This is a genomic window from Porphyromonas somerae DSM 23386 (assembly GCF_000372405.1).
Classification (GTDB): Bacteria; Bacteroidota; Bacteroidia; order Bacteroidales; family Porphyromonadaceae; genus Porphyromonas_A; species Porphyromonas_A somerae.
On record NZ_AQVC01000028.1, the window covers coordinates 1 to 14445 of the forward strand.

At 47.2% G+C, this 14445-nt stretch carries 9 protein-coding genes and 2 tRNA genes; all 11 read left to right on the forward strand.

Annotated elements, in window-relative coordinates; all coding sequences use genetic code 11:
* The first annotated feature begins 116 nt into the window (after positions 1-116).
* Positions 117-191: transfer RNA gene (locus A3GK_RS0106380), tRNA-Val, on the forward strand.
* Between the two features lie 24 nt (positions 192-215).
* Positions 216-290: transfer RNA gene (locus A3GK_RS0106385), tRNA-Val, on the forward strand.
* Positions 291-509: 219 nt separating this feature from the next.
* Entirely contained in the window at positions 510-2273 is a 1764-nt protein-coding gene (locus tag A3GK_RS0106390) for a BACON domain-containing protein (RefSeq protein WP_018028640.1), read from the forward strand.
* Between the two features lie 17 nt (positions 2274-2290).
* Positions 2291-3994: a BACON domain-containing protein gene (locus A3GK_RS0106395; protein ID WP_018028641.1), complete on the forward strand. Its 1704-nt coding sequence runs from the start codon at positions 2291-2293 to the stop codon at positions 3992-3994.
* Between the two features lie 13 nt (positions 3995-4007).
* Positions 4008-6467, forward strand: a complete 2460-nt coding sequence (locus A3GK_RS10570) for a S8 family serine peptidase (protein WP_018028642.1) — start codon at positions 4008-4010, stop codon at positions 6465-6467.
* Positions 6468-6884: 417 nt separating this feature from the next.
* On the forward strand, positions 6885-9131 hold the full coding sequence (locus A3GK_RS0106405; RefSeq protein ID WP_018028643.1) for a trypsin-like serine peptidase: 2247 nt from the start codon (positions 6885-6887) through the stop codon (positions 9129-9131).
* A gap of 30 nt (positions 9132-9161) precedes the next feature.
* Positions 9162-10337 (forward strand): thioredoxin-like domain-containing protein, encoded by a 1176-nt coding sequence (locus A3GK_RS0106410; protein WP_018028644.1) that lies wholly within the window; start codon positions 9162-9164, stop codon positions 10335-10337.
* A 76-nt stretch (positions 10338-10413) separates the two neighbouring features.
* Complete coding sequence (locus A3GK_RS0106415; RefSeq protein ID WP_018028645.1) at positions 10414-11610, forward strand: GNAT family N-acetyltransferase; 1197 nt, start codon at positions 10414-10416, stop codon at positions 11608-11610.
* A 30-nt stretch (positions 11611-11640) separates the two neighbouring features.
* Positions 11641-13539 carry a toprim domain-containing protein gene (locus A3GK_RS0106420; RefSeq protein ID WP_018028646.1) on the forward strand — a complete coding sequence of 633 codons (1899 nt, stop codon included), beginning with the start codon at positions 11641-11643 and terminating at the stop codon, positions 13537-13539.
* A gap of 2 nt (positions 13540-13541) precedes the next feature.
* Complete coding sequence (gene coaD, locus A3GK_RS0106425) at positions 13542-13988, forward strand: pantetheine-phosphate adenylyltransferase (protein WP_018028647.1); 447 nt, start codon at positions 13542-13544, stop codon at positions 13986-13988.
* A gap of 4 nt (positions 13989-13992) precedes the next feature.
* Positions 13993-14436: an rRNA maturation RNase YbeY gene (ybeY, locus tag A3GK_RS0106430; protein ID WP_018028648.1), complete on the forward strand. Its 444-nt coding sequence runs from the start codon at positions 13993-13995 to the stop codon at positions 14434-14436.
* The last annotated feature ends 9 nt before the right edge of the window (positions 14437-14445 follow it).

A 14445-nucleotide genomic window follows, 5' to 3' on the forward strand; every position in this document is an offset into this window, starting at 1 on the left:
CTCTCATTTTATATTCAACTTATATTCTACGTGACTCAAAAAACATTGGCGACTTCTTTGGTAGATTGAAATATTTATAGTACCTTTGCAAAGCTAAAGCAAAAAGAAGATATATCGGATCCTTAGCTCAGTTGGTTTAGAGCATCTGCCTTACAAGCAGAGGGTCGAAGGTTCGAATCCTTCAGGGTCCACTCACTAGTTTTGTCATTTATATCGGATCCTTAGCTCAGTTGGTTTAGAGCATCTGCCTTACAAGCAGAGGGTCGAAGGTTCGAATCCTTCAGGGTCCACTCATAATGATCGTTTTTTCCACTGTACTTACTAATGGGAGTACAGTGGTTTTTTTTATCTCCCCCCCCCCCCCATTTGAGGTCTATATAATTCGTCTAAACCTCAATATTTCTTATGTAAATGCTCTATAATCTCATTTATTTTTGGTTAATTTGTGGTGATTGATACCTAAACAAAACAACTAAAGGTTAACAAACAAACAATTAGCAAAAGAAACTATGGGAAAAAGAGCTAAATTATGGCTATTTGTAGCACCTATCGTGCTACTTCTGCTACAACTAACAGCGTGTAGCACATCTTCGGATAACGAGATCAATGATGGGGCACTAGAAGTAAGCCTGACCAATGTGGTATTTAACAAAGATGGTGGACAGGAGGTCCTAACTATCTCTGGCACCAAGGTGTGGAGCTATATCTCCAATGTGGGCGAGAATAGCTGGCTTGTTCCAACGAAGGACAATGATAAACTCACCCTCACAGCTACTGCCAACACTCTAGGAAAGGAGCGTAAAGCAGAGATCATTATCTCTAGCCGTGCAGGTGTGCAAAAAGTCTATGTTACCCAGTCTGCAAGCGACCTGCTCTTTAGCTTTTCAGAGAGTGAGCTAGTCTTCTCACATAAGGCAGGCGAGAAGATGGTGCAGATTGCTACGAATAGCGACGACTGGCACTTTGAGCCTATAGAGGAGGAGGCTAAAGAGTGGCTCTCAGTAGTAGGCGGTGATGGGGCAAAGATGCTTATCGTAAAGGTAACAGCCAATAAGGAGTATGAGAGTAGATCCACCACGCTGATTGCTAAAGCACAGAATGGAGAGCAAGTTGGTCTACTTATCACACAGAAAGGAGTGGCAAAATACTTATTGCCCTTTGAACCTACTTCCAGAAGCCATTCCGATGTAGAGCTTATTAATTATGAGCAAGAGCGTGGCTCCATACTACAGGGCTACCAGCAAGGCAAGTATGATAACTTCCAAAAAGAAGAGGTGCCTACTGTGATGCAATTCATCACCAATAGCGACTACATGCCAATGTTTGCCTATATGCGCAATCTAGGGGAGCTCAAATATACGGTAGCTCAGTCAATTCTATATATTAATGATGATGCTGCTCAGGTGGAGCTAAAGGAGTACCAAGCATTCCTAGAAGACAATGGCTATGTTCAGGATAAGGAAGCAAGCAAAGACCTTGTATTGGTATATCGTAATACACAGAAAGCAATCAATGCTCAGATAGAGATCAAGCAAGGCGGGGCAGTGGTCGCCTTCTTCCCTTACTACCCCCAGACGAAGAAATACCCTACCTTCCCAACCCTACCAGTAGGTAAAGACAATTGGTTAGATCGCCTATCCAATACTCAATACAAGGCAGCAGACATCATCCGCCTTGAGGGTGAAGCAGGCTCTAAGACTTCATTTATCAATCAAGACCAAAGCACTCAGCTATACAAGGCAGCAGGTTTCGAGTGTGCGAAGAGTGATGCTCAATACGATGCTATTAATCATACCTACTGGTTCTTTACCAGCACCCCAAAGAACTCTACGGCTGATTATGTCCAGACCGTTGCAGATCAAGCCATGTATTTCTCCAACCTAAGCTGGGGTATACGCGAGGAGGGGCGTCGTTATATTATCACTGACGAGCTAGAGAACTTGATACTCGATGCAGGTTATCAATTTGATGGGGTAGACAAAGATTCCCAGGCCTATTACTATTGGAAGTCTGTAAGCGATACTCAAGAGCGTGTAATCTATGTCAGGAGAGTGCAATTCACTGATGTGAATGATAACAAGCCTTCACTGATGATTGGTTATTATACTCTATTCATACAGCCACAAGGCACCACAGCACTATCGCGTGAGGAGCAGAGAGCATTCCAAGCCGTAAAGAAGGGCGACTTCAAGGCTCTTGACTACCTACATACTAGCCCACGCATACGTGTGCACGAATCACTCCATAGCCGGAGTGCCAAGAAGTCATTCTAATAGGAGCTTAATCAACTATGAGACATTATATAAGACAATTAATAGGACTCCTAATAGTAGGAGTAGCTCTAGCTTCCTGCCAAAAAGATAAGCCCACAGAGGCCGACTTCGGAAGTATTGAGCTCTCTCAGTCCGAGCTTTCTTTTGACCGATCTGCAGGTGTGCAAGAGGTCAATGTCAAAGTTTGCAATCGTTGTGGCGATGCTATAGATTGGATTTACAGCATCACTCCACAAGTAGAGTGGCTTACAGTCACTCCGTCTGATAACAAACTAGCTATAGCGACTACCGAAAATCATAGCAGTAAAGAGCGGCATGCCACAGTATCTGTCATTTCAGATAATAATTTGGTACGCCATATCACAGTATCCCAAAAGGGGGCAGATCTACAGCTAGACCTCTCCCAGCTTTCTGGTGACAAACTCCAACTACCTAGTATGGGTGGCGAAAAGTACCTTCAGGTAATCGGTGGAGAGATAAGTTGGGATCAGATCACTGCCTCTGAAGAGTGGCTCGCAATCACTCCATTGCAAGATAGCCAGTCCATAAAGCTGGCAGCGCCTCGCAATCACAGCACCGAGCCACGGCAAGCAATCGTCACAATAAAGAAAGCCGACGCTTCCGAGCTCACCATTACTGTGGAGCAGGCTGGTCAATTGGAGTACTTTGTTCCCTACCAAGAATCACACAAGTATATGGTCTACAAAGACCTTGTCGCTTATGAGGAAGCTAGGGGTTTTAAAGTCGTTCAGATCCAGTTTGGCGATAGTGACTTCGGCTCACCAGATGCCCTACTTTTCGAGACCTCTAGCCAAAAGCTTCCTGAGATCAACTATTTCCATAGTCTTGATTCGCACTTCGTCTATGACCAGGTGATGATTCTTCTCTCCGACCCAAAGGAGTTTCAAAAGGAGGGTGGCTATCTGCAGTATCTGAAAGATCTAGGCTACAAGGAGCGCTACAATAGTAAGCCCGAATCGCCCAAGCTGATCAGCCCTGATGGGTTCCTCGTGGCATCACTCTTTCATGAAACAAGGTATAATGAATATTATGTCCGTTTCAATCCACAGTATCTACCCGATAAACCTCTTCCTACATTCGATAAGCTACCAGTTTACACCGATGAAATTCAGAAGAGGATTTATGACCCAAGGGTGAAATTCAAAGATATTTCCGCATGGGAGAAATCGCTTGGTAGTAAGGTACTCATTGAAATGCCAATTGGTAATAACGACCCTCAGCACCCCGATGAGATGTGGGCAGCTATCTACCAAACCAATCAGGAGACCGATGCGAATAAGCAGGAGTTCCGCTTCTACGAGTTCCACCTATCTATATTAAGGGCAACGCCAGAAGAGCTACAGAGCGTACGCTTATTACGTCTTTGCTACAATGATTGTGAGCGTGTCATCTTTGAGACCTCGCCTGGACAGTTTAGAACCACGCCAGAGTTTGAAGCATTGGCCGAGAGTGAGGGCTTCATATTCTACGGTATGAATATGGATGGCGTCAACTTTGTCAATAAGGAGAAAGGCCTAAAGATGGTAGTCTTAATGTATATGAGCCCAGAGATATTTGGTGCTAAAAAGACCGCTACCATTAGGTACGAGAAGCTACCTCAAGAGAGTGGCACTTCGGCTGTAGCAACCAACAACCTGCAAGAGCCTCAAGAGACACTCACCAGTGTGCCAGCTCGTAGGTACAATACCAGAAACTTCTAAATAGTATTTACAGATGAAACAACATAATAAAACCATCTATTTCTACTTTGCTACACTGATGGCAGCCTTGCTTCCATTGGGTGGATGTCATCAAGACCTGCTGCAGAGAGGTGAAAAACCAATAGAGAAAGTAGAGCAAGAGGGCGATCGAGACCAGCTCACACCCTCCATCATATCGGGGCAAGTGGTAGTGAAGCTAAAGCCCTCCGACCTACAGCTACTCAAGGCAGCAGGCAATACTTCTCTCCGAAGTACCTCATCCGAAGTGCAGTCCAGCCTTCGCCAAATTGGAGCTGTAAGTATTGAGCCTCTCTTCGTTGACTATCCTGAGTATCGTGAGCGCCGTCACAAGGCAGGCCTTGACCGCTGGATGATTGTCAACTTAGATGGCCAAATCTCTTCAAGAGAGGCACAGCAGGTACTAGGTGCTACTGAGACTTTTGAGTACGTAGAGCTGAAGTATGCTGTCGCACAACCAGAGACAAAGGCAACGCCCATCTCTAGTGAGGCACTTGCATCTACTCGTGCCTTGGGGTCGGGCGACTTCAATGACCCCCTATTGCCCAACCAGTGGCATTACTATAATACTGGTGGTAGTCAGATGGCACGCTCTCTAGCAGGAGCCGATATCAACCTAAAAGAGGCTTGGCAAGTGGAGAGTGGCCGACCAGAGGTAGTAGTCTGTGTGGTGGACGCTGGTATTGACTATCAGCACGAAGACCTTGCCGGGCGAGTAGACCTTGATCGAAGCTTCTCCTTTGTTGTGGATAAGAAGACTCAGAAGCTTAAAGGCAAAGGTCAGATCGAAAGCAAAAGCTCTGACCATGGTACCCACGTAGCCGGCACCATTGCAGCCATCAATAATAATGGAATAGGTGTGGCTGGTGTCGCTGGCGGTAATGGTGAGGCGGGAACCGGGGTAATCCTTATTAATGCACAGATCTTTGGCTTCAAGGGTGAAAAGACAGTACCAGGCGTCAATGGAATTGTCTACGGAGCCGATCATGGAGCAGTCATTAGCCAAAACTCTTGGGGCTACATCGCCCCTGGTCCAGGTCAATTGCCCGAGTACGACAAAGAGGCAATGGACTACTTTATCAAGTATGCTGGCTGTGATAAAGATGGTAATCAACTCCCCGACTCCCCGATGAAGGGTGGTGTCATTATCTTCGCAGCAGGTAATGATGGGCTAGAGTACAATAACTACCCAGGTGCCTACGAAGGCTGTATCAGCGTGGCATCTATGGGTTGGGGCTTTAAGAAAGCCTACTACTCCAACTTCGGAGCCTTCGTAGATATTACCGCTCCCGGTGGCGACCAAGACTTCGGAATGACTGCGGGTGTGCTTAGCACCATCCCAGGGAATGATTATGGCTACATGCAGGGAACCTCCATGGCTTGCCCACACGTATCAGGTATTGCTGCACTTGTAGTCTCCAAGTTTGGGGGCAAGGGCTTTACCAATGAGATGCTCAAAAAGCGCCTACTCTCTGCATTGCGACCCTACGACATCTATAGCTTCAACCCAATACTCAAGGGCAAGCTAGGTGCAGGCTATATTGATGCAAGCATAGCACTCTTAGAGAATAAGGATAATGCACCCGAAGAGGTAAAGTCGGTAAGTGTCACTCCCGACTACATTACGGCCCAATTCACATGGGCTACTTCCAAAGATGCCGATGCCCATAATGGAGAAGCCTACTACTACAATCTCTACATTGACACTAAGGAGATTGCTTCTACCAAGGACCTAAAGCCTATCAAGGTATACCCCGATAGCCGTGGCGACAACCAGATGGTTAAGTATTTGCTCAAGGGCATCAACGATGGCACACTCTACCACTATGCGATTGAGGCGGTAGACTACTTCGGTAATCACTCGGCCAAACTAGCCAAAGGGCAATTCACTACTGAGGAGAATAAGGCTCCTATCGTGACCGATGGTCTACCAAAGGGTATGATAAAGCTAGCTACCAACCAAAGGGAGCATCTGACCCTTAAGGTCAATGACCCCGACCAACACAAGTGGAGCTACGCCCTCAAGGGTGATCTCTATGGAATCAAGCACCACCGCGATGGAGAGGTAATAGAGATAGAGATAGCACCAATCAAAGCAGCAGGTGACCACGAAATCACACTGGTACTGACAGATGAGTATGGTAAGAGCACCGAAGAGGTTATTAGCTACCACATCAGCCAGTATCAAGCCGTGACACCGCTCAAAAATCTCAGCGAGCAAACCGTTTCGATAGGGAATAAGGGCGAGGTAAAGCTACCAACTCTCTTCAAGTATCAAGAGGGGGCCACCCTTACCTTCACAGCACGCTCAGAGCGACCAGAGGTAATGGAGGCTACCGTCTCTGGTGAGACGCTCACCTATAATGCAAAAGCAAAGGGACGGGTGATCATCATAATCACTGCCACCGATGGTATCACTTCGTCACAGGTGCCTCTTCACTTCAAGGTGAAATAATCCAATTATCAGTTTTCAATTAGCGAGGGTCGGGACTTTTCCCGACCCTCTTTTTTTGCCCTTTCTCTACCCTTGCCTCCTTCCCTTCGTATGAGGGCAAAAGTTTAGTTGCAACTCAGTTTTCACTTTTATATAATGTTGAATATCAATTTGTTATTAATGGGCTTTTTAAGCCACCACTTTCTCCTATTTTATAGGGTCATTAACTTATGAATATACCCCTAATGCGTAACCCCTGCACCTGAATTCTCCATTGTCTTCAGCGACTTACATTTTATCTTTCGAGCAACAACCTCCAACAAAGGAATAGCGCATAAAAGGGAGGAGGTTGGGGAAAGGTTCGTCTTCATTGAACTTTTTTGATTACTTTTGTAGAAGAATTATGGGCTTTGCCCACCATTAAACTAGGTATACCCAATGAAATTAAGAAGAGTGATATTGCTGGCTGTGATAGCCTTTGGTAGTTGCCTCCTCTCGCAGGCGCAGATAGCGAGGAGTGGCGAGCGACCAACGGAGAGTGGTGGCTTGCGTATGGCGGAGCTACTACAGTTGCCCACCTATCGGGCACCACAATTTGACCAGGACTCCGCACGGCTAGAGATGGAGCAAAGTTCTGCTGACCTTCGGGCTTACCTCTTTGCGCATACGATAGAGGTGGGCTTGGATATTATCCAAGATGGAGAGCACACTCAGTGGAGTGATGGCACCGAGGTATGGCGGTATCGTGTTCGATCTCAAGGGGCCAAGAGTTTGGGCTTTTTCTTTGACCAGTGGGAGCTTCCTAGGGGGGCTTATCTATATATTTATAGTACTTTGGATCCTACACGGTGCCTTGGTGGCTTTGGGTGGGAAAATAATAACGAGCGTGCCTCTCTCCCAATTCAGCCTATTTTGGCTGATGATGTGGTGATAGAGCTACAAGCACCTAAGGGTAGCCGACCACGTCTGCACTTGCAGGAGCTGTACCATGGTGTTCGCTCCATTGAGGGACTGCTGAGGTATAGTAATCCTCAGGTTGGTTCTCCCAGAAATTTGGCTTGTACACCTGAAGTGGCGTGCTACCCTGAATATCAGGATGTAGCAAGGAGTGTAGTGGTGGTAGTTACTGGGTCAGGGTATTTAGGAACAGGTATTCTGGTCAATAATACGAGTAGTGATGGTCGTCCGCTAATTCTTACTGCTTCACATGTGATGGAGGCCAACTTTAGTAATGGTTTACTCTCTCCTAAGAGGCTGGAGGAGGAAGCGGAAAAATCGGTTTTCTTCTTTAATTATCAGACTCCTATGTGCGATTCTGGTATCCAACCAAGTGCCACTCAGAGCATTGCGGGTGCCAAGATGTTGGGGTGTCATCCCTTTACCGATGTGGCATTGCTGGAGTTGAATGTTGTTGCTCCTCCAGCAGATTACCAAGCATACTATGCTGGATGGAATGCAGAGCCTAAGATGGACGTAGCACATGCCAATATCCATCATCCGTATGGCTATACCAAGCGGATTAATCTCGCTCTATCTCCACTTAACTACTCTACCTATTCGGGTTCAGGACTACCTTTTGGCGAGAACCAGCACATCAAGGTGCCTTTTTGGGATCTTGGAACCACCGCCTCAGGCTCTTCGGGGTCGCCACTCTTGGACCCCGAGCATAGGATTACTGGAGTGTTATCGGGTGGAGAATCATATTGCGGTAATCGCAGCCACGACTTCTTTGCCTCCCTACAGAGAATATGGGAGTCGGAAGATGCGGAGGCGAGGAAGATTGTAGCCGCGCTTGACCCTACTGGTGCTAGAGCTACCACTTGTGCCGGTAAGGGAGCTAGCCAAGGGGGGGAGCAAGCTCCAGTGCGGCTCACCAATATGCGCATTGCGCCAAGTAATACCCGTGTGATAGAGCTACTTCCTCAGTTGGATAGGGCTAAGCTCTTGGGTAGCGACCAAGGGGTACAGGAGATTGGGGAGAGCTACCGAATGGCTGCTGGTAGCAAGGTGTATGGCGTTTATGTGATGCTATCAGGAGAGGCACAGTCGGGAGATGAGCTGGTGGTCAATATTTATGGTAATGACGGAGCCACTCATCTTGGTAGCCAGGCGGTCTCTCTGGAGTCTTTGGTGACAGACCCAAAGAATAAGGGGAAACAAGTACCAGGAGCCTTTAAGGAGATCTACCTCAGTCTCCCATCTCCTGTGGAGGTTACCACAGATCAGGTGCTTTGCTTCGCGATCCCTACCGCCACCATCCCTCAGGGTATTTCGGTGGTGCACCAGCAGCATTCCGACCTTGCTGCTAATAGCGCCATGTGGCGAGTGGCGAATGAGTGGCAGCCCTATACGAAGTACCAGCAGAATGGAGGGCTTACTCTATGGGTGGATCCTGTCGTGAGTAATGCGACACTCAAGTCACCTACACTAGCAGAGCCACGCCTAAAGATTACACCACTCAATGGTGAGCAGATGCTACTGAAGATTAATGACCCTTCAGGGTCTGCCACCTATTCTCTCCAGGCTTATAGCTTGTTGGGAGAGCCAATCTACAGTGACCAGTGTGAGGGTAGTGACTTCTTTGTATTCCCTCGTAATATGTTTGAGGGCTTGGGAGTGGTGATTCTCCGAGTGTCGGGTGATGGCTGGCAAGAGTCGGTGAAAGCTCTTTTCCCTAAGAATTAAGTGTACATATAAATTATAGATATAGCAGCGATGAAGCGAAACAATTTTCTACTCCTATTACTCTCACTCAGTGTGGGACTACTTTCGATGGTAGGGTGCAGTAAGAGTGATGAGCAATTTAGAGTACAAGGAACTATTTCGGAGTCGGAGGGACAAACCCTTTACTTGGAGTATCAGGGGCTGACTGGAGCGGAGTTGATTGATTCTACCGTGCTACAGCGTAAGGGTAGTTATCGATTTGATGTGCCACTGCCCGAGTATCCTGATTTCTATCGGCTAAGGCTTGGTAAGCAGGTGATTCCGATGGCAATCGATACCATCCCTTCTACCACTACTATCAATGGTGACTCAAGGAATTTCGCTACTAGCTACTCTGTGGAAGGGAACCAGGCTACGTCGCAAATCCGAGAGGTATGGTTGGCTCTTTTGGATGCCAATGTGTCTCTCTCTAAGCTTGAAGGATCATCTCTAAGTAGCCCAGAGCTATATGTGGCACAGCGGGATAGTATATTCGATAGCTACAAGGAGGTGGCTCGAAAGTATATCTATAGCAATCCTCGGTCGCCCGTCGCTTACTTTGCTCTATTTCAGCAGGTAGATGGCAACTTGGTATTCAATCCGTATGACAAAACCGACTCCAAAGCCTTTGCAGCTATCGCTAATATCTACAATACTTTTCAGCCCGAAAATCCACGTACTAAGCATCTGTACGACCTTGCACTACGCTCGATTGCGGTGGTCAGGCAGCAAGAGAGAGGTGAGGAGGTACAAGGGAGTAGTACTGAACTATTGAAAGCTGCAGGAGTGGAGGAGACCTCGTATATCGACTTTACCCTACCTGATAGAGAGGGTAGGGAAGTGACGCTTTCGAGTGTCGTGGCAGGTCGGAATGTGCTCCTTGCTTTTTCTACGATGCAGGCCAATTGGTCGGCAGAGTTCAATAGCGCACTTGCGGAGCTTTATAGCCAGTATGGCACCCGTGGTTTGGAAATCGTACAGGTGGGGTTGGACACCGACCCGCATATTTGGATTAGTGCCACGAAAGCGCTCCCATGGATCAACCTACAGGATCGTGACGGAAGCTACTCTAAGTTGGTGGGCTACTACAATCTTTACCGGCTACCTTCGCTCTTCTTGATTACTAAGGGGGGTGGAGAATTGCATCGTATTGAGAGCGTTGCACAGTTGGAGCAGCTCCTTAAGTAGTTGCAAGGTATTGGAAGGAGCCGAAAGCTTCGCTAAAATGTGTATATTTGCAGTCAAGCCTTGACAATAATAGTGTATGATTTTTGATATCAAGAAACAAGCAAGGAGGGTAGCTAGCTACTTTGGGTCGGAAAAGGAGGGGCGTGGACTGACTCTAGTGCGTGTCACTGATAAAAGTGAGCTCAAGGAATTTGTGCAGTTTAATCTAGACTTGTACAAGGACAATCCCAATCATGTCCCCGACCTTATCGGCGATGAGTTGAAATCGCTATCGCGAGAGAGTAACCCCGCTTTTGCCTTTTCTGAGGCCGACCTATTTATGGTGAAGCGTGGGGGTGAAGTGGTCGGTAGGATTGCCGGTATCATCAACCACCGAGCCAATAAAAAGTGGAAGCAAAACAGAGCTCGCTTTGGATGGGTGGACTTTATTGATGATGATGAAGTGGTAGACCTACTCTTTGATACCGTAGAGGCATGGGCTAGGGAGCGAGGTTGTGACGAGATACATGGGCCGATGGGATTTACCGACCTTGATAAGGAGGGAATGCTGATAGAGGGTTTTGACCAAATGGGTACGATGATTACGATCTACAATTACCCCTTCTATCCCAAGCAATTGGCTCGCCGTGGATATGAAAAGGATATTGACTGGCTGGAGTACAAAATATATATCCCCAAGATTGTACCGGAGAAGCATGCTAGGCTCTGCCAAATAGTGCAGGATAGGTATGGGGTGAGGCTCCTTAAGTTTAAGGAGCGTGATGGGCTGATGCGGTATGGGCGGGCTATCTTTGAGCTGATCAATGAGGCTTATGCCCCACTGTATAGCGTGTCGGAGCTGACCGATGACCAGATTGAGTACTACATCAAGCAGTATCTCCCTATGGTCAATCTAGACTTTGTCAATTTAGTGGTGACTAATGATGGTGAAGTCGTCGGCTTTGGTATTACTTTGCCAAGCATCGTTAAGGCTCTGAAGAAGGCCAATGGTAGGCTCTTCCCTACTGGCTTTATCCATATTCTTAAAGCACTTAAGTCGAAACAGCCTGAAGTAGTAGAGCTCCTTTTGATTGGGGTGAAGCCGGAGTATCAGAATAAGGGAATTACCGCCCTTATCTTTGAGGATCTGATCAAGGTGATGCATCGTTATCAAGTGAAGTATGCCGAGAGTAATCCTGAGCTGGAGACAAATCTCAGTGTGATGCTGCAGTGGAATTACTTCAAAAAGGTACACCATAAGCGGAGAAGAGCCTTTTATAAGAAATTAGTGTAGTAAAAAAGGAGAGAGAGGATATACATATATATGGAGTTGGAAAACCAGATAAATAACGCACAACAAGACCCTACAACGGAGGGGAATGCTAAAATCTATAAGGATGATACAGTGGTGACGCTGGACCCTATGGATCATATCAGGCTACGTCCGGGTATGTATATAGGGAAGTTGGGCGATGGCACCTCCAAGGACGATGGTATCTATGTACTATTGAAGGAGGTGATTGACAACTCTATTGACGAATACACCATGGGATTTGGTACGCAGATCAAGATATCGCTTGATGAGTCTGAGATGCGACATATCGTGGTTAGGGACTTCGGACGAGGAATTCCGCAAGGGTCGCTCGTGAAGGCGGTGGGCACTATGAATACGGGTGCCAAGTATGATAGTGAAGTATTTAAGAAGGCGGTGGGGCTCAATGGAGTGGGTCTTAAGGCGGTTAATGCCCTCAGTACCCGATTGCAAGTGACCTCCTATCGAGAGGGAAAGGGGAAGTATGTGGTCTTTGAGAAAGGGGTGCTAAAGGAGGAGAGTGACCTCTTTGATACCACGGAGCGTGACGGGACGGAGGTGGACTTCTTACCCGATGTGGCACTCTTCAAAAACTACCGCTATCAGGTGGAATATATTCAGGAGATGCTCCGGATGTATGCCTATCTGCAACCAGGGCTGAAGCTGACGCTCAATGGCAAGACCTTTGTCTCTAAGAATGGACTGATGGACCTTTTGGAGGAGAATATGACGAGTGAGCCACTCTATCCGATCATCCATTTCATCGGTAAGGATATTGAGGTGGCAATTACGCACTCTACCCAGTATGGTGAGGAGTACTACTCGTTTGTCAATGGTCAGAATACCATCCATGGAGGGACGCACTTATCGGCCTTTAAGGAGGCAATAGGACGTACGGTGCGCGACTTTTTTCAGAAGAACTTTGACTTTAATGACATCCGCTCTGGTATTACTGCTGCCATAAGTATCCGTATACAAGAGCCCTTGTTTGAGAGCCAGACTAAGATGAAGCTAGGCTCGAGAGAGATAGAGGAGGGGGGAATAACGATACAGAAGTTCGTGGGAGACTTCCTCAAAGCTAACCTCGACGACTATCTGCATATCCATAGTGAGACTGCCGAAGCGTTGCTCAAGAAGGTGCAGGAAAATGAGCGCGAGCGCAGAGCCCTTGCTGGTGTCTCTAAAGCAGCAAAGGAACGTGCCAAGAAGGCATCGATACACAATAAGAAGCTACGTGACTGCACACAGCACTACAATGATCCTAAGGCCTCTCTAGCCGATGATACTCAGATATTTATCACGGAGGGGCTTTCGGCAAGTGGAAGCATTACGCAGAGCCGAAATGCGGAGCACCAGGCAGTCTTTTCGCTCAGAGGAAAGCCGCTTAATTGCTATGGTCGTAAGAAGGAGGTGGTGTATGAGAATGAGGAGTTCAACCTACTTCAAGCAGCGCTCAATATTGAGGATGGACTGGACAACCTACGATATAATAAGGTGATCGTAGCCACCGATGCCGATGTGGATGGAATGCATATCCGTCTGCTGATCATTACCTTTTTCCTACGCTTTTTCCCTGATCTGATTCGCCAGAATCATGTCTTTATCCTGCAGACCCCTTTATTCAGAGTGCGGGATAAGAAGGATAGCACCACCATCTACTGTTACGATGAGCGGGAGCGAGATGAGGCGATCAAAAAGCTGGGAAAGGAGAGCAGTGTGACCCGCTTTAAGGGACTTGGAGAGATACGTCCAGAGGAGTTTAAGGAGTTTATTGGGGAGCAAATTCGCTTGGATCCTGTGATGATGAAGAAGGAGGATAATGTGCAGGAGTTGCTTGAGTTTTATATGGGCAATAATACCCCCGAACGCCAGGACTTTATTGTGCAAAATCTAGACCCAGAGAGTGTGTAAAGATGAAGCGAGTGGGTGTATATGCGGGGAGCTTTGACCCTTTTACAATAGGGCATGCCGATATCGTGTCGCGTGCACTGCAGTTGCTAGATGAGCTATATATAGTATTGGGGCAGAATATAGCGAAGCAACCATTTCAGTCGGTGGAGGAGCGTATGAAGTTTATTGAGGAGCTTTATCGGGATGATTCACGGATCAAGGTGGTGGCATACGACGGTATTGTGGCTAATTATGCCAAGGAACAAGGAGCCGTATTGGTTCGTGGGCTGAGGGGAATTGGCGACCTTGATAACGAACAGACCCTAGCCGAGGTCAATCGCTCCTACTTTGGCGTGGAGACAATTTGTCTATTCGCAGCTCCCGATCACCGCATTATTAGTAGCTCTTTGATACGTGAGCTAGCAGCTTTTGGTGAAGATTATTCAGAGTATATCCCTTTGAGAGACTAAAGATATGGCTATTAATTATTATGGAGAGGGTGTGACTATCCCAGCTTTTAGGAGAAGAGAGGTCAATGCATGGATTAAGGATGTAGCAGAGGAGTATGGCTACGAGGTGGGCGATATAACCTATCAATTCTGTGACAATGAGCGGATATTGGAGATTAATCAGAAGTATCTAAATCACGATTATTATACCGATATCATCACCTTTGACCAGACGCGAGATGGGCTGCTTTTTGCAGATATCGTGATTAGCGTGGAGATGGTGACTAGCAATGCAGAGGAGTATGGCGAACCTTTCAGACGGGAATTTCTAAGGGTGCTGATCCATGGCGTGCTCCATCTCTGTGGGGTGGACGATCAGACCGAGGAGCAGGCAAAAGAGATGCGGCAGGCGGAGGAGAACGCTCTCGCGATGCTACCTGCCGACCTCTCTGAGGTATGGAGGAAGTAGTCTACAAGC